This is a genomic window from Borrelia sp. MN22-0132, assembly GCF_049201035.1.
Classification (GTDB): domain Bacteria; phylum Spirochaetota; class Spirochaetia; order Borreliales; family Borreliaceae; genus Borrelia; species Borrelia puertoricensis.
Map to the genome: position 1 here is coordinate 828,733 of NZ_CP138334.1, position 17,697 is coordinate 846,429.

The following is a 17,697-nucleotide window of genomic DNA, read 5'->3' on the forward strand; positions in this document are numbered from 1 at the left end:
GTTTGTTAGGTTGTAAATATTATCAATTGTCATTGAAAGAGAATAAATTAATTTTTATACTTAGATTTAAGTAAGGCTTATGAGCAATTTAAAGAATGTTATAGTTATTTTTGATTCGGGTATTGGTGGACTTTCTTATTTTGAGTATATAAGCAAAAGGCTTGTTAAGAGAAATTATGTCTATATTGCAGATAACAAGAACTTTCCTTATGGTGAGAAGAGTTCAGACTTTCTTTTAAAAGAGATTTTGAAACTAGTTTTGAAATTGGAACAAATGTATAATGTTGCTGCAATTGTTATTGCTTGTAATACAGCTTCTGTTAGTGTATATGACAAGTTAAATTTTAGTTTTCCTGTAATATATACTTTGCCTTCAGTTGGTTTAGTAGAAGAGCTTGCATATAAGAGGGTTATTTTAATTGCGACACATGCTACCATTAATAGTAAATTTATTCAAAGAGAAAAAGATTGTCATTGGGATTTAGTTTTAAAACCTGCAAGTGATCTTGTGAATTTTGTAGAATATGGAGATAGATTTAAGGAAGATGCACTTAAATATTTAAATTTCTTAAAATTAGAGGTTAAAGCTAGTAGGCGAGATATGGTTTTTTTAGGATGTACACATTATTTGCACATTAAAGACATGATTGAAAATTTTTTAGGAATTCCTGTTTATGAGAATCGTGAACTTGTAACTAATGAGCTTGTTAAAGAATTAAAGAACATTGAGAGTTGTGATGATTGTTTTACACGTTATTTTTATTTAACACAAGATGAAAATTTGTATTTCTATAAGAATTTTTGTAAAAAATATGGTTTGCATTTTAAAGGAATAATCAATTGAATGACCTTAGATTTGAAGTTCTCTGGGGTGTGAATAATATTTATTCTATTGTTAATGTTAATACCAATAAAATTTATGAAGGAGTTATTAAGGGGAAGATTTTAAATATCCAGGATAAAGAATATAGTCCTTTAATTCCTGGAGATTTTGTTTGTGGAGATATTTATGATGAGTGCAAGGTATATATTAAAGAGAGACTTAAACGAAAAAGTGTCATTTGGCGTTATAATAAGAAGGCTGCTCTTAGGCAAGTTATTGTTTCAAATATAGATAATGTTTTAATTGTTAGTTCTGCTAGTCTTCCTGAGATTAAAAATTCATTTATAGATAGAGTATTAGTAGTTGCTGAGGAACAAGGGATTACTCCTATTATTTTGATAAATAAGGTTGATGAGGGTATAAACACTAAAGTTGAGACTCTAATTAAAATTTATGAAAATTTAGGTTATAGGGTTATTAAAACTTCTGCTATCACTTTGCAGGGAATTGAAGAAATAAAGGAAATTATTAAGAATTCGAGAACTTCTTTTGTTGGGCAGTCTGGAGTTGGAAAATCTTCACTTATAAATGAGGTGGATTTAAATGCAGCGCAGGCTATAAATGAAATATCTTATAAATATGCACGAGGCAGACATACTACAGTTTATGCTATGGCTTTTCATTCTGATAATGGAGTGGTAATTGATACTCCTGGAATAAAGGAATTTGGAATTGAAAGCTTAGAACCCCTTAAGCTTAGATATTATTTTAGAGAATTTAAAGATTTGAATAATTTTTGTAGATTTAATTCTTGTTTGCATGCAAATGAGCCAAATTGTTTTATAATGAATCAAATTGGATTTAAAATTTCAGAAGTTAGATACAATAGTTATTTAAAAATTGTAAATGAGCTTAAGAGATATAAGAGTTATGCAAGAGAAATATTTGGAAAAAATTGATTTTTATCAAATATTAGCTTCAGTTGCTTCTTACGTAGCTATTTCAGATACGGTTAACCTTCTAGGTGAGCAACAAATATTGAAAACCGAGGAAGAAGTTAGTCGAGTATGTTTTTTTGTTAAACTTATCAAAAATCTTATTGAAGTTTATGACGAATATCCAAATTCTTGTCTTGAGAGTATAAGTGGTTCTATTGTTTTACTTCTTAAAGAGAACTCAAGAATTTCTCTTGAGGAGATTAAGAATATTATTTTTTTTCTAAGAGAAGTTTTAAGAATAATGCTTTTTTTAGATAAAAATGAGTTTAAGATTCAAAATGAAGTTGAAATTTTGAGAGAATTATTATTTGTAGATCCAAGTTTAAAGCATTTATTAGAGATTTTATGTAAGTATATTGATATTGATGAACTTAAAATAAAACGGGGTGTTGTCAAAAATTATGATGAGATTGATTTTGAAATTAGAAATTTAGATAAAAAAATTGAAAAACATCTCAAGCAGATAATAAGCTTAAATTCGCAATATTTAACCTCTACGCTTATTTATTATAAATCAGGCAAATATACTATTGCACTTAAATCTAGTTTTAAAAATAAAATCAAGGGTAATATCATATCTATTTCATCATCTGGTGAAACATTTTATATTGAACCAAATGATATAGTTAGTGAAAATAATAGATTAGGGTTTTTAAGTTTTGAAAAAAAGCGTATAGTTTTAAAAATTCTGCAAGAACTCTCAGATGAGATTCGCAAACATATTGTTCTTTTGAAAGCCCTTTATAATAAATTTTTATATTATGATTCTCTAAAGGCCAGAGCAATTTATGGAATAAAAAATCAGGGAGTATTTCCTAAATTTGATAGTAATATTAATATTATCAATGCCCGTCATCCTTTAATACAGCATGCAAAATCTATAAATTTTTGTCCTTTAAATAATAAAGTTGTAGTTATTACAGGTCCTAATGCTGGTGGTAAAACGGCAACTTTGAAAACAGTTGCTCTCTTGGGCGCTATGTTCCAATTTGGAATTCCTGTTCCAGTTGATGAGTCTAGTACTTTTAAGATTTTTGATAATATTTTAGTTGATATTGGTGATGATCAATCAATTGCAAATTCACTCTCAACTTTTTCAAGTCATATGAATAATATTGCTTATATTTTAAAGTGTGCAACAAGAGATAGCCTGTTAATATTTGATGAATTTTGTTCAGGTACTGATATTGAACAAGGACAAGCATTAGCTGTAGCTGTTCTTGAGCATTTAATTAATATTAATTCTTGTGTTATTATCTCGACTCATTACAATGTTCTTAAATATTTTGCATATACCCATGAATTTGTTGTTAATGCTTCTATGCAGATGGATTTAAACAAAATGGAACCTAATTATAATTTAATATTTTCTGTTCCAGGTGAAAGCTTTGCTTTTAGTGTTGCAAGTAAGTCTTCTATTGATTCTAATATAGTACTTAGAGCGAAAGAGATTCATTCATCTAATAAAACGGAAGTTAATGAAATATTGGAAAGACTTACAAAAAAGGAGCAGGAAATTCATTTACTTGAAGAGGAATTAAAAGATAAAGTTAAGCTTATTGAACTTAAGGAAATAGAGATTAATAATATTCGGAATAATATTATCTTGAAAGAAATAGATTTTGAAGAGAGATTGATAAATGAGCAGAAAGAATTTTTAAAAAATTCAAGGAAAATTTTAGAAAATTTAGTTAGAGAGATAAAAGAGGGCAGTGTTTGTACTACTAAAAATAAGGAATTTATATCTAATATTACAAATAATATAATTACCAAAACTGCTAAAATTAGATTGCTTAGTCAAGAGATTGCCACTAAGATTGAATTTAGTGTGGGTGATAAGGTCCGAGTCTCTGGGTCAAATGCTTCGGGGGAAATAATAGGTGTTACTAAAAAAGGGTTTATTGTAAATACTGGTGTTTTTAATATTACGGTTGCATCTTCGAATTTAGAGAAAATATTGGATAATAAGAAGTCTAAAAATGATCGTGATAAAAATTTTAGTTTTTCTTTTGAGAGTCAAGATGATGAATTGAGTCTAACTGTTGATATTAGAGGAATGAGAGTGGTTGAGGCTATAGACTTTTTAAACAGGAAAATAGATAATATGTTACTGAGGAATGTTTGTAAATTTGAGATTATTCATGGCAAAGGAGAAGGTCTTCTTATGGAAGGAATACATGCATTCTTAAGAGATGTGAAATTTGTTAAAAAATATTATTTTGCTTATCCAAGTGATGGAGGAGTTGGAAAAACAATAGTAGAATTTTAAATGGGTATATCAAGATTTGAGGAATTTGAGAATGCATTGTTTAAGATTTGTCTTGATGTTGATTGTGTTCTTGAAGATGAATTTGGTAATTCTTATAAAGTGCATCCAAGTAGGCTCTCTAGAGGGACGGCAGCTAATGGACTTTTGGATGGGCTTTTTCGTGTTACTACTTCTTTTACCCTTGGATATGGTTCTAAATTTGGAAGAGGGTATTTAGTTATTATTGAAATAATAACTCTTGATATAGTCGATGTAGAATTTAGTAACAGAGTTATAGAAAGGGGTATTGAGGTTTTTGGTGAAAAGCTTAAGGAAAGATTTTCAGGAAAAAAACTTTCTATAGTTCATGATATGAATGTTTATAAAATTATAGGAGATTTTTTTAGTGATGTATAATTTTCAGTAATTTGGCTTTTAATGATTAAAAATTTATTGTTATACTTATTTATTGAAAGATTTGTTTATTAAGTATTTTGAGTTATTTTTTTGTATATTAAGGAGTTCTAGTGCAGTTTGAAGTTAAAGATCTGATAAATAAAATTAAAAAAGATGGACTTGAGGAAGCTGAAAAATTAGCAAATGAGATTATTCTTAATGCAAAGAGAGATGCTGAGGCTATTGTTTTAAAAGCTGAGAGTGATGCTAAGGACTTAAAAATACAAGCTGAAGCGGAAACTAATGAGTATAAAAGGCATTCTCTTGAGGCATCTCGTCAAGCAGTTAGGGATTTGATTATTGGTACTGAAAAAAATATTAAATCTCTTTTTAAGACTGCTTTAAAGGATTCTGTTTCTAGAGTGTATGATGATAATTTTTTGAGGGACCTTATTATTAAGGTTGTAGATATTTGGAGTAAGAACGATAAGATAGATATAATGCTTAATGGATCTGATTTTTCTAATTTATTATCTGTTTTAAGAGCAAAGATAGGAAATAGACTTGATGATTCAATTGAGATTAAACCTTTTGAAGGCATAAGTAAAGGTTTTAAAATTCAACAAAGAGATGGAAATTTGTATTATGATTTTACATCAGACACTGTTGCTGATATTCTTTTTGAATATTTAAATCCAAGGTTTAAAGAAGTTATAAAGTTGATTTAGGAGATGTAGTATGTTAAGTCCATATTACTATGTTATGTCGTCATTACCTTATCTTGATTTAAAAATTGGTAAGGGGGGAAATATATCAGGTTTTTTTGATAATATTGAGATTGCTTTAAGCAGGGAAGATTTTCTTTGTCTAAAGGGTTTGTCAGAATCTAAATTCGATAGGGTAAATTTGAAGGTAATTGATCAATTTCTTGAATTTGAAGAAATGATAAGATATACTTTGGCAACTATTAGAGCTGAGAAGTTGGGATTTCCAAAGGATGTGTATTTAGAATCCCCTTATTTTTCTAGTTATTATTTAGGAATTTTAAAACCCCTTTGTCTTAAAGAAAATCCTTTTGAGGTAGAATTAGGACTTGATATGTTAAAATGGCAGTTTCTAACAGAACTTGAAGTGGGAAATGATTTTAACTTTGAAAAATTAGTAATTTATTTGTTAAAGTTAATGTTAGTTTCAAGAAGAAATCTCTTTATAGAAGAGATAGGCGAGAAGAATTTTGATGATATTTGTCAAAAATTAAGTATGCAAATGAGTAAAAATTTTTAAAGGGAATTTGAATGGAAGCTAGAGGAAAAGTAGTGGGAGTTATTGGAAATTTGGTTACTATTGAGATAGTTGGTACAGTTTCCATGAATGAGATTGTTTTTATTAAAACCGGTGGACGCAGTTTAAAAGCTGAGGTAATTCGTATTAGAGATGGTGAAGTTGATGCTCAAGTGTTTGAAATGACTAAGGGAATTGCCGTTGGAGATGATATAGAGTTTACAGATAAGCTTTTAACGGTTGAACTTGGTCCTGGTATTTTAAGTCAGGTGTATGATGGTCTTCAAAATCCATTGTCAGAACTTGCTGCTCAATTTGGTTTTTTTTTGGAGAGAGGTTTATACTTGAGTGCACTTGATAGGAGTAAGAAATGGAATTTTAATGCAACTGCAAAGGTTGGAGATATTGTTGTTGCAGGAAGTTATCTTGGATTTGTTGTTGAAGGTACAATTAAGCACAAAATTATGATTCCATTTTATAGGAAAGATTCTTACAAAATTGTTGAGATCGTTAGTGATGGCAATTATACTGTAGATGATAAAATTGCTGTTATTGAAAATGATGCTGGGGGTAGGCATATCATCACTATGTCATTTCATTGGCCTGTTAAAGTTCCAATTACCAGTTATAAAGAGAGACTTATTCCTAGTGAGCCTATGGTAACTCAAACAAGAATAATAGATACGTTCTTCCCGGTTGCAAAGGGTGGTACATTTTGTATTCCTGGGCCTTTTGGTGCTGGAAAAACAGTTCTTCAACAAGTTACAAGTCGTAATGCTGATGTTGATGTTGTAATTATTGCTGCTTGTGGTGAGCGGGCAGGTGAAGTGGTAGAAACCCTTAAAGAATTTCCTGAGCTTATAGATCCAAGGACAGGTAAATCATTAATGGAGAGAACATGTATTATTTGTAATACCTCTTCTATGCCAGTTGCTGCTCGTGAAGCATCAGTGTATACAGCTATTACTATTGGTGAATATTATAGGCAAATGGGTCTTGATATACTTTTACTGGCAGATTCAACTTCAAGATGGGCTCAGGCTATGAGAGAGATGTCAGGACGTCTTGAGGAAATACCAGGTGAAGAGGCATTTCCTGCTTATCTTGAATCTGTAATTGCATCATTTTATGAAAGGGCAGGTGTTGTTGTTTTAAATGATGGTAGTGTTGGTTCTGTAACTGTGGGTGGTTCTGTAAGTCCTGCTGGAGGTAATTTTGAAGAACCGGTAACTCAGGCAACTTTAAAGGTTGTAGGAGCTTTTCATGGTCTTACAAGAGAGAGGTCAGATGCTAGAAAATTTCCAGCCATTAATCCTCTTGAGTCTTGGAGTAAGTATAGAGGGGTTGTTGAATCTGAAAAGACAGAATATGCGAGATCTTTTTTGACAAAAGGGAATGAGATAAATCAGATGATGAAAGTTGTTGGTGAGGAAGGTATAAGTATTGGTGACTTTTTATTTTATTTGAAATCTGAGCTTTTGGATGCATGTTATTTGCAACAAAATTCGTTCGATAGTGTTGATACTGCTGTAAGTCCTGAGCGTCAAAATTATATGTTTGATATACTTTACGATATTTTACAATCGGATTTTAAATTTGAGAATAAATTGGAAGCAAAAAGTTTTGTAAATGAATTAAGGCAAAATATTTTGGATATGAATCTTACTCCCTTTAAAGAAGAAAAGTTTAATATGTTAGAAAATACTTTAAAGGATTTAGTACGTTCTAAGAAGTTGGATTTTCGAGGTGCATAAATGAAGAGAGTATATAGCAAGATAGAATCTATTGTTGGGAATGTAATAACTGTAATGGCACAAAATGTTAAATATGGAGAACTTGCCATTGTGAGGTCAAAAGATGCAAGTTCTTTAGCAGAAGTTATTAAGTTGGATAGAGATAAAGTTTCTCTTCAGGTTTATAACGGAACTATAGGTATTTCAACTGCAGACGAGGTTAAGTTTTTAGGTCATCCAATGCAAGTGACATTTTCTGAGAATTTGCTTGGTAGAATCTTTGATGGAGCTGGTAATCCAAAAGATGGAGGACCGAGTCTTGAGGATGATTTGATTGAAATTGGCGGGCCATCAGCTAATCCTGCAAAGCGTATTGTTCCAAGAAACATGATCAGAACAGGAATTCCAATGATAGATGTTTTTAATACTCTTGTTGAGTCTCAAAAATTACCAATATTTTCTGTATCCGGTGAACCTTATAATGAACTTCTTGTAAGAATAGCTCTTCAGGCGGAAGTAGATTTAATTATTCTTGGGGGAATGGGACTTAAGAATGATGATTATTTGACGTTTAAAGATTCTCTTGAAAAGGGTGGTGCTTTAAGTAGGACAATCTTTTTTGTAAATACAGCTAATGATCCTGTTGTTGAGTCTTTAACAGTGCCTGATATTTCTCTTGCTGTTGCCGAAAAATTTGCTTTGCAAGGGAAAAAGGTTTTGGTACTTTTGACTGATATGACCAATTTTGCAGATGCTATGAAAGAAATTGCTATTACTATGGAGCAAGTTCCATCTAATAGAGGTTATCCTGGTGATTTGTATTCTCAGCTTGCGTATAGATATGAGAAAGCTATTGATTTTGAAGGGGCAGGTTCAATTACTATACTTGCAGTTACTACAATGCCTGGAGATGATATTACCCATCCAGTTCCTGATAATACGGGTTATATTACTGAAGGGCAATATTATTTAAAGGGAGGTAGAATCGAACCTTTTGGTTCTCTTTCAAGACTTAAGCAAATGGTTAACGGGAATACAAGAGATGATCATAGAACGATTATGGATTCGATGATTAAGCTTTATGCATCTTCAAAGGAATCTATAGAGAAAAAAGCTATGGGATTTAATATGACAGAGTGGGATGAGAAGCTTATTAAGTACAGTGGTATGTTTGAAAGTAAGTTGATGGACTTATCTGTTAATATTCCTTTGGAAGAGGCCTTGGATTTGGGGTGGGAAATTCTCTTTAGTTGTTTTGAACCTAAAGAAACTGGAATTAGAACAGAACTTGTAGAGAAATATTGGCCTCAAAAAAAGGATGGGCAATGCCTAAAGTTAAATTAACTAAAAATGAGCTTAAAAAACAAAAAGATAGCCTTAAAATGTTTAGTAGATATTTGCCTACTCTTCAGCTTAAGAAACAACAACTTCATTTAGAAATTAGAAAAGTTGAGGCTCTTAAAAGAACTCGCAAGCTTGAGCAAGATAGGCTTAAGAGGGATATTAAATCTTGGATTTCTTTATTTGGTGAAAAATTTACTTTCCAAGATTGGATTCAAATTAAAAGGGTAGTAAGGAGTTTTGCAAATATTGCAGGCATCAATATTCCTGTATTTGACTTTATTGAATATGAGGATATTAAGTATAATCTTTTATTGACTCCTTATTGGGTAGATAGGGGAATAGAGGTTATTAAGAGTATGATTCAGATAAATGCAGAGCTTGAGGTTTTAGATGAGCAGATTAGGTTGTTGGAATCCGAACTTAATACTACTTCTCAAAGGGTAAATTTATTTGAAAAAGTGATGATACCTGCTGCAAAAATTAATATAAAAAAGATTAATATTTATCTTGGTGATCAGCAAACAGCAGCTGTTGTAAGAGGTAAAATGGCTAAAGCTAGCTTGATTAAAAATAGATAGGGATGTGTTTATGATTGTAAAAATGAGCAAAGTTTTGATTTTGACTTTATTGAAATATAAAAGAGAGTCACTCGAAATTTTAAGAGAACTGGGAGTTGTTCATATTAATTTTTGCAATAGAATTTCAGAATCTTTAGAGAAAGTTATTGAAGACAGGGGAATTTTGGTTCAGGCTTTATCTTTACTTGGGGATGATTCTGAAGTAAAACTTTTAAGCTCTTCAAATGAGAATTTTTTAGATGTTGCAAAGAGTATAATTAGTTTAGGTTCTGAAATTAAAGATTTAAGGGATATGCAGCAGTCATTACTTCATAAGAGAGATATTATATCTTTTTGGGGATATTTTTCTCTTGAACTAGTTAATAAATTGAGAGAAAGTAATATTTACGTGCAATTTTTTAAGTCTGGGATTGGTGAATATAAAAAATTGTTGGCATGCTCTGAAACAAAAGTTGCTCTTATTAATAATTATAAAGGTATGGCCTATTTTGTAACTATTAATTATTCTAAACAAACAATAGATACAGCTGATGAATATGAGTTTGAGTTTGACCTTGATTTTATTGAGAATAAGTTAAGATTTGTTGATGAAATTTTAGATCAAAAGTTAACTCAATTATCAATTTTAAATAAATATAGGGATGTTTTAAGAGAAGAAATAAAAGAGTATGATCAAATTGTTGAGTTTGAGCAAGTTATGGCTGACATGGATGTAGTGTATGATAATTTTGTATATATTACAGGATTCGTTCCGGAAGATAAGCGGGAGGATCTTAAAAATCTTAAGGGTAAATTTGTGGTACAATTTGCAGAGCCGGATGATGATGTTGTTCCCACTTATATAAAGAGAAGGGGAATTGCTAAGCTTGCTAAGCCTATTTTTGATGTTTTAGATACAATTCCTGGCTATAAAGAGAGAGATGTTAGTTGTGTTTTTATGTTATTTTTCTTTATGTTTTTTGGAATGATAATTGGTGATGCGGCTTATGGAATAATATTCTTACTAGTAGGTATTTTTCTTAGTTTAGGCAATTTTATAAAAGGTAAGCCTTTAACATCTATTCATGCTTTAATATTTTATCTAAGTACATCAGCAATAATATATGGTTCGATGACTGGTACTTGGTTTGGCAGTAATCTTTTTATTCTTGAGTTATTTCCTATTTTAAAGTCTTTAAAACTTGGGTATTTGACGGGTACAAATGGTGTTCAAAATATTATGTTTATATGTTTTACAATAGGTGTTTTGCAAATATCACTAGCTCATATGTGGAATTTTATTCAAAAAGTGAAGGAAAAACCACATATACATTCAATTGCTCAAATTGGTTGGCTTATTATAATGCCTGGGCTTTATTATCTTGTTCTCAATTTAATACTTGACAAAGGTAGGTTTCCTATGCATAGCATTGTTCTTAATATGATATATTGTGGAGTTATACTTGTTTTTATTTTTGAGAAACAAGATGGTTCAAACTTCTTTATGTGCGTATTAAAGAGCTTTGGAGGCATAATAGAGCAATTTTTAGCTACTGTTTCAGGATTTGCAGACATAATATCTTATATTAGACTTTTTGCTGTCGGACTTGCGGGACTTGCAATTTCTGATAGTTTTAATAGTATGTCAGCAGCTTTATTAAAATCATCTAATATTGGTCTTATAATAAGTGGCATTATTGTGATACTTTTTGGACATATTTTAAATATAACGTTATCTTTGTTATCTGTTGTTGTTCATGGGGTAAGACTTAATATGCTTGAATTTTCAAACCATTTGGGGCAAGAATGGAATGGGTATTCTTATAGGCCTTTTAGAAAAATTAAAAATTAAAGATTAGATAAGGAGGGAATTATGAATATAGGTTTAATAGGAGTTAATTCGGCTCTAGCAATAGCCGCAATAGGTTCAGCTTTGGGTATGGGAGCTGCCGGAAGTGCTGCTATTGGGGCATGGAAAAGATGTTATATGCAAGGTAAGCCAGCTCCTTTCTTATTAATTGTTTTTGTATCAGCACCTTTGACACAAATAATATATGGTTATATATTGATGAATACTTTAGCAGGGATAATGACACAGGCAGATCCTTGGTTATTATTTGGAGCTGGTTTTGGTGGTGGTCTTGCAATTTCTATTTCTGCTTTTGCGCAGGGTAGAACGGCTGCAGGTGCTTGTGATGCTTTTTCTGAAACTGGCAAGGGATTTGCGACAAATCTTTTGGTTTTAGGTCTCATAGAATCTGTTGCCCTTTTTGTAATGGTATTCTTGATGATATTTAAATTTGTTTAAATTTGAAGGATTAGGCATTAAATTTTCTCGCAATTTGTGAGAAAATTTAATATATTTATAGATATGCTAAGGCTTTTTTTGCTCCTTTTTATTTTCAGTTTTGTCTTCAATTTAAGTTCATCAGGTGTGAAAGAATTTCCGTATTGGATTTTACTTGAAAAGGGACGACAATTTATTTATTCTAAGGAAGGATTTATTAAATCTAATCTTACTAGTGCAATTAGTTATTTGCAGGAAGCTTTGCTTAGAAAAGGAATATATCCAGAAGCTAATTATTATTTATCCATTGCTTATAGCATGATTGGCAATGTTGTGTTTGAAAAATTACATCTTCAAAAGGCTTTGGAAGATAAAGATTATTTATTAGATAAATCTTTTGAAAAAAATATACTTTTTGCTTTGGCAAAGATTGCTGAGATTGAAGATAATTATGTTGATATGATTGATTACTTGAATGAAATTTTAAGTAAGTTCTCAAGTAGTGATGATTATTATAATTATCACTACTTCGTTCAAAAATATGAGAATACTGCAGGTAATAAATTTAATATATCGTTTTATTTACATTCTTATTTAAAACAGGTAAGGGGAACTTCTGGTTTAGATTTTACTTTTAATCTTTATAGATTTAATAAATACAATATTATCGATACCCATCAGTCATTATCAAAAGTATATTTAAAGATTGGTGCTTATGAACTCGCAATTACTCATGGACTTGTAGCTGCGATTGGTATTTTGACTAAAATGTATGACTGTGTTAGTTATTATGAACCGCTTTATGAGTTTAAAAATTTAAGATCTTTTGTTCAAAAAATAAATGAATATACTGATGTTAAAACTAGTTTTGAGTCTACAGATTTTTGGGAAATAGTGTATACCATTGCTTATGCTACTTATGGTTATGATGATCATAAACATACGTTAAGATCTATAGATACTTGGAAGTTGATTGTTGATCTTGCTCCTAAATTTTCGCCTTATGTTTTAAAATCGAAAATTCATATCAGGAATTTTTTGCTTAATAAAAGTGTGTATTAGTATAATATTCCTAAATATTTTATTTTAATTTAGGGGAGGTTTGACAATTAGTTCTTATAAAAAAAATTTTTGTATTATTGCACATATTGATCATGGTAAATCAACTTTAGCAGATAGATTTATACAAAAGGCCAAGATAGTTTCAGATCGTGAATTTAAAAGTCAAATTCTTGATAGTATGGATATTGAAAGAGAGCGGGGTATTACAATTAAGAGTCAAGCAGTTACTATTGATTATAAGTGTAGTGATGGCAATATTTATGAACTTAATTTTGTAGATACTCCAGGGCATGTTGATTTTTCTTATGAAGTTTCAAGAGCAATTTCATCTTGTGAAGGAGCACTTTTACTTGTTGATGCTAGTCAGGGAATAGAGGCTCAAACTGTTTCAAACTTTTATATGGCATTTGAACATAATCTTGAAGTTATTCCTGTTATTAACAAAATAGATCTCCCAAGTGCTGATATTGATTTTGTAAAAGGGCAGATAGAACATGATTTAGGATTAGATTCAAATATTGCTGTTCCCATATCAGCTAAAAATGGAATAGGAATTGATGAGTTGCTTGAGGCTATTTGTAAATATGTTCCGTCTCCCAAAGGGAGTGTTAAGAGTCCATTAAAAGCTTTAATTTTTGATTCACATTATGATTCTTATCGTGGTGTTATTGTGCATTTTAGAATTTTTGAAGGACAAATCAAAACTGGCGACAAAATTAAACTGATGCATGCAGATAGGGAATATTTGGTAGAAGAGATTGGAATTTTTAAAATAATTCTTGAAAGAAAAGAGCTTTTGGAAGCAGGTGATGTTGGTTATTTTATTGCGGGAATAAAGAATATATCAGATGTGAAGATAGGAGACACTATCACTCTTGTTGATAATCCAGCAAGTGCGCCTCTTGAAGGGTTTAAGGAAGTTAAACCCGTTGTGTTTTCTTCTATTTATCCAGTTGATGCTAATCAGTATGATGATCTTTTGAAGGCAATGGATAGACTTAAATTAAATGATGCGTCACTTACTTTTGAAAAAGATGCCTCGGCTGCTCTTGGGCATGGATTTAAATGTGGATTTTTGGGACTTTTACATTTAGAGGTAATTCAGGAAAGAATTGAACGTGAATTTGATCTTAATGTGATATTAACATCACCATCAGTGCGTTATAAAATTATTCCCAAAAAAGGGAATTCCTATTTTATTGAGGGTCCTGAACAATTTCCTGGAAATGAGAACATTGAAGTTGCTCTTGAGCCTTATATTAGAGCAAATATTATTGTTCCCACTGAATTTTTGGGGAATGTTATGAGTGTTTGTTTGCTTAAAAGAGGTGTGCAAGAAAATTTGATTTATCTTGATACAAAACGTGTTGAAGTTATTTATAAGATGCCACTTGCTGAGATACTTTTTGATTTTTATGATAAGGTTAAATCTGTAAGTCGTGGATACGCTTCTTTTGACTATGTACTATTAGGATATGAGGAAACAGATTTAGTTAAGTTGGATATTTTAGTTAATGGTGATAGAGTTGATGCATTATCTCAGTTAATCTTTAAGGATGGTGCTAGAACAAAGGCTTTAAGTATTTGTAAAAAATTAAAAAACGAGATTGCAAGACAACAATTTAAAATAGCGATTCAAGGAGCTATTGGTTCAAACATTATTGCGCGTGAAACAATTTCACCTGTTAGGAAAGATGTTACTGCTAAATGTTATGGGGGTGATATTACTCGAAAAAGAAAGCTTTTAGAAAAGCAAAAAGAGGGGAAGAAGCGACTGAAGATGATAGGGAATATTGAGATACCACAAAGTGCATTTCTTGCTATTCTTAAATCAGATGATAATTAATTTTATGCTTAAACAGTTAAATTTTTATTGCAGCGATATTAATTGTTGATGATTGGTACAATTATTTATAACCAAGTTATAAGATATTTCATTTTTGTAAAATATTGTTAAATTGTTTTAAACTGTTATAAAATTATTTTATACCAATAAAATAATTTTATATGGAGATAGTTTATGCTTAAACGTAATAAGGTTGTTCTTGTTGGAGCTGGTGGTGTTGGCTCAAGCTTTGCTTATGCTTTGACAATAGATAACTCACTTGTTCATGAGCTTGTAATTATTGATTTAGCTCAAGACAAGGCTAAGGGTGAAGTCATGGATTTAAACCATGGTCAGATGTTCTTAGAAAAAAATATTAAAATAGAATTTGGCAATTATGATGATTGTTCTGATGCTGATATTGTTGTAATTACAGCAGGTCTTAATCAAAAACCAGGTGAGACAAGACTTGACTTGGTTGATAAAAATACTAAAATCTTTAAAGAAATTGTAACAAGTGTTGTTTCAAGTGGATTTAGTGGTATTTTTGTAATTGCAAGTAATCCTGTTGATATTATGACCTATGTGACAATGAAATATTCCAATTTTCCAACTCATAAGGTTATTGGTACAGGGACAACGCTTGATACTTCAAGACTTAGATATTTTTTAGCTGAGCGTTTTAATGTTAATACTCAAAATATACATTCATATATTATGGGTGAGCATGGAGATAGTTCTTTTGCTACTTGGGATGAGACTAAAATAGCTATGAAGTCTTTATCAGAATATCTTGCTGAAGGAAAAATAAGTGATGAAGAACTTGATGAGATGCACAAGAATGTTGTTAATGCTGCTTATGAGGTGATTAAACTTAAAGGTGCAACTTATTATGCTATTGGACTTGGTATTAAAAGAATTGTCAATGCAATAATTAGTGACCAAAACCTTATTTTGCCGATATCTTCATATATTAATGGGCAGTATGGTAATTTTGTTAAGGATATTTATATTGGAGCACCTTCTGTTGTTTGTAAAGATGGTGTAAAAGAGGTTCTTGATTTTAAAATAAGTGATAGAGAACTTGAAAAATTTAAAATTTCTGCTACTCAACTGAAAAGTTATATTGATAAAATAGAGTTTTAATTTCGCCCCAATTGGGGCTTTTTTACTCTTCTAGTAATCTTTCTCCATGTTTTCTATGTTCAATTGCTTCTAATAATGATTCTCTGGAGATATGGTTTTCTTCTTTTAAATCCGCAATTGTTCTTGCTATTTTTAAGATTGAATGAGTTGCTCTTGATGATATATTAAGTTTATTTAACATATAAATCATTTCTTCTCTTAGTATTTTATCTAATTCACAAAATATAGCAATATGTTCTGGTTTAAGATCAGAATTCTTGTGAATATTTTCAGTATTTGCGTATCTTTTACTTTGTATGTTCCTTGCCTTTATTATTCTCTGTCTTATTTCACTCGAGTTTTCATTATCTTCTTGGAATAATTTTGTATTGTCTACTGGTTTAACTGGTACTCTAATATCAATTCTGTCAAGCATTGCTGCTCCAAGTTTTTTCCAGTAGTTTGAAACCTCTTGTTGTGAACAAAAACATTCTGTATCATTTTTTCCAAGGTTGCCACAAGGACAGGGGTTTGTAGCAATCATTAACTGAAAATTTGCAGGATATTTGAATGATTTTGAACTTGCTCTTACTATTGATATCATCTTATCTTCTATTGGTTCGCGGAGTGATTGTAGTATTGATTTTTGGAATTCCAAAGCTTCATCTAAGAATAAAATTCCATTGTGAGCAAGTGATACTTCACCAGGAAGTGCATTAGAGCCTCCACCAATTATTCCTTCTTTACTTGCAGTTTGATGTGGTTGTCTAAATGGTCTTTGTCTTATGATTTTTGTATCTATTAATTTACCCGCGACTGACCAGATTCTATTTGTTTCAATGATTTCTTTATTTGTAAGTGGAGGTAAGATTGACTGTACACATTTTATGCTGAGAGTTTTTCCACTTCCAGGAGGCCCAAATATCATGATGTGATGACCTCCAGCGACTGCAATTTCGAGTGCTCTTTTGGTTCTATGTTGTCCTTTGATATTTTTAAAATCGTATTCAAATTTTTCTTCATTGTATTCTGTTTTAAAGTTAATTGTTGGTTTTGCTGGAAATATATTATTGTTAAGATTACTTATTATTTCTAGGGTTTCTTTTAAAGTTTTTACTCCCCAGATGTTTAGATTTTCTATTAAAAGAGATTCTTCTAAATTGTCGAAAGGTATGATTATACATTTGATGCCTCTTTTTTTTGCAAGTGAAATGGCAGGCAATACCCCTTTAATTGCTCGTATTTGTCCGTCTAATTGTAATTCACCTAGTATTAAAACTTCTAAGTTATTGTTTTGATTTTCTTTTATAGCTATAATGCTTGTTGCGATTGAAAGATCAATTGCTGTACCGATTTTTTTGATACCGGCTGGTGCTAGATTGATTAATATCCTGTCTTTTGGAAAGGTAAATTCTGAATTTTTGATAGCGGATTTTACCCTTTCTCTTGATTCTTTGATTTCACTTCCAGCTAGTCCAACAATATCAATTCCTGATATTCCTTTTCTAATATCTACTTCAATTTCAATGAGTTCTCCTTCATATCCTATTGATGAGTGAGAGTATATTTTCATATAATTCTCCTTAAATTAAAAGTTATATGTGGTATTTAAGATCTCTTTTAGAGCTTTGTATGGTAGCATGAAGCAATCTTTTCTATTTGTATATAAGAAATTTTCAAAATTTTTAAGGCTTTTATCAATTTCTTCTAAATTTTCAAAATCTTTATTGATTGTTTTTGTTATTATTTCTAGTATTTCTTTTTTAGGTTTGTTATCACATAGCTTAGTTAAAGTATAAGCACTTGAGAGAAAAATTATGCATCCATATGCGTTGTATTTTAATCTAATTTTTTCGTTGTTTTCATTGGTTTTAAAAGTTATTTGGTCGCCGCACTTAGATTGGTGATATACTGAACTTTGATTTTTATCTGTTTTAAAATAATACTTTTTTATTTTGCTAAATCTTATTAGTTCTTTTTTTGTTTCTTCTGAAAACATGTTTCAATTTTAAGAGGTT

Annotated in this window: 16 protein-coding genes; 14 read left to right on the forward strand and 2 right to left on the reverse strand. The window is 30.6% G+C overall.

The annotated features are described in order from the left end of the window. Positions 1–79: 79 nt before the first annotated feature. From murI to R5397_RS03970, 14 genes are all read left to right on the forward strand, one after another. Entirely contained in the window at positions 80–844 is a 765-nt protein-coding gene (gene murI / locus R5397_RS03905; RefSeq protein ID WP_421622970.1) for a glutamate racemase, read from the forward strand. After that, entirely contained in the window at positions 841–1,782 is a 942-nt protein-coding gene (rsgA, locus tag R5397_RS03910) for a ribosome small subunit-dependent GTPase A (protein ID WP_421622971.1), read from the forward strand. Before murI ends, rsgA begins: the two co-directional genes overlap by 4 nt. Continuing rightward, positions 1,754–4,090: an endonuclease MutS2 gene (locus R5397_RS03915; protein WP_421622972.1), complete on the forward strand. Its 2,337-nt coding sequence runs from the start codon at positions 1,754–1,756 to the stop codon at positions 4,088–4,090. The genes rsgA and R5397_RS03915 overlap by 29 nt, the downstream gene beginning before the upstream one ends. Next, positions 4,091–4,486: a hypothetical protein gene (locus R5397_RS03920; RefSeq protein WP_247065251.1), complete on the forward strand. Its 396-nt coding sequence runs from the start codon at positions 4,091–4,093 to the stop codon at positions 4,484–4,486. A gap of 110 nt (positions 4,487–4,596) precedes the next feature. Continuing rightward, positions 4,597–5,193, forward strand: coding sequence for a V-type ATP synthase subunit E (locus R5397_RS03925; RefSeq protein ID WP_421622973.1), 597 nt, complete (start codon positions 4,597–4,599; stop codon positions 5,191–5,193). A gap of 10 nt (positions 5,194–5,203) precedes the next feature. Continuing rightward, positions 5,204–5,749, forward strand: coding sequence for a DUF2764 family protein (locus R5397_RS03930; RefSeq protein ID WP_247065247.1), 546 nt, complete (start codon positions 5,204–5,206; stop codon positions 5,747–5,749). Between the two features lie 11 nt (positions 5,750–5,760). Continuing rightward, a complete protein-coding gene (locus R5397_RS03935; RefSeq protein WP_421622974.1) occupies positions 5,761–7,500 on the forward strand; it encodes a V-type ATP synthase subunit A in 1,740 nt (579 codons plus the stop codon). Further along, complete coding sequence (locus tag R5397_RS03940; protein ID WP_247065243.1) at positions 7,501–8,823, forward strand: V-type ATP synthase subunit B; 1,323 nt, start codon at positions 7,501–7,503, stop codon at positions 8,821–8,823. It abuts the gene before it with no gap. Then, entirely contained in the window at positions 8,805–9,401 is a 597-nt protein-coding gene (locus R5397_RS03945; protein WP_421622975.1) for a V-type ATP synthase subunit D, read from the forward strand. The genes R5397_RS03940 and R5397_RS03945 overlap by 19 nt, the downstream gene beginning before the upstream one ends. Before the next feature lie 10 nt (positions 9,402–9,411). Continuing rightward, a complete protein-coding gene (locus R5397_RS03950) occupies positions 9,412–11,232 on the forward strand; it encodes a V-type ATP synthase subunit I (protein WP_421622976.1) in 1,821 nt (606 codons plus the stop codon). Between the two features lie 21 nt (positions 11,233–11,253). Continuing rightward, positions 11,254–11,688, forward strand: coding sequence for a V-type ATP synthase subunit K (locus R5397_RS03955; protein WP_247065237.1), 435 nt, complete (start codon positions 11,254–11,256; stop codon positions 11,686–11,688). 63 nt (positions 11,689–11,751) lie between these two features. Next, entirely contained in the window at positions 11,752–12,729 is a 978-nt protein-coding gene (locus R5397_RS03960; protein ID WP_421623067.1) for a hypothetical protein, read from the forward strand. A 40-nt stretch (positions 12,730–12,769) separates the two neighbouring features. After that, positions 12,770–14,575 (forward strand): translation elongation factor 4, encoded by a 1,806-nt coding sequence (gene lepA / locus R5397_RS03965; protein ID WP_421622977.1) that lies wholly within the window; start codon positions 12,770–12,772, stop codon positions 14,573–14,575. Between the two features lie 174 nt (positions 14,576–14,749). Continuing rightward, entirely contained in the window at positions 14,750–15,700 is a 951-nt protein-coding gene (locus R5397_RS03970) for an L-lactate dehydrogenase (protein WP_421622978.1), read from the forward strand. Positions 15,701–15,722: 22 nt separating this feature from the next. Here the strand turns inward: R5397_RS03970 and R5397_RS03975 are convergent, their stop codons facing one another. Then, a complete protein-coding gene (locus tag R5397_RS03975) occupies positions 15,723–17,252 on the reverse strand; it encodes a YifB family Mg chelatase-like AAA ATPase (protein ID WP_421622979.1) in 1,530 nt (509 codons plus the stop codon). A gap of 15 nt (positions 17,253–17,267) precedes the next feature. Continuing rightward, complete coding sequence (locus R5397_RS03980; RefSeq protein ID WP_247065228.1) at positions 17,268–17,678, reverse strand: iron-sulfur cluster assembly scaffold protein; 411 nt, start codon at positions 17,676–17,678, stop codon at positions 17,268–17,270. Positions 17,679–17,697: the final 19 nt, after the last annotated feature.